The 269-nt window shown below is 57.6% G+C and carries 1 protein-coding gene; it reads right to left on the bottom strand.

Going from position 1 to position 269, the window contains the following annotated elements; all coding sequences use genetic code 11:
- Positions 1-269: phage neck terminator protein (locus tag QMF38_RS09590; protein ID WP_281759294.1), on the bottom strand; the 269-nt coding region annotated here is incomplete at both ends.

Below are 269 nucleotides of genomic sequence, written 5' to 3'. Positions count from 1 at the left end.
GGCATGGGGACGTCTGTCACAAGCGCGACGTTGCTTGATGCCAGTGTCTGCGTGGTGGAGTCCAGATAAAGAGCGGAGCGGACAAGGTCGGCATGGGAGAAGGCATTCGGGCCATAGAACGTCCACGACACGCGCAAGCCGACCGTGTACGTCTGGTTGACTTGGGCATTCGCATCGTCCAAAGGCGCATAGTCTGTCTGGATTTGCCGCGTGTAAGGGCTGTCAGCATAGGAGACGAGGATGAAGCAAACATCACTGCCGATCTCCCA

It is taken from the genome of Alicyclobacillus hesperidum subsp. aegles (genome assembly GCF_027923525.1).
Lineage (GTDB): Bacteria > Bacillota > Bacilli > Alicyclobacillales > Alicyclobacillaceae > Alicyclobacillus > Alicyclobacillus aegles.
The sequence above is the reverse complement of the archived record's forward strand: the minus strand, read 5'-3'. Positions and strand labels throughout refer to the sequence as shown.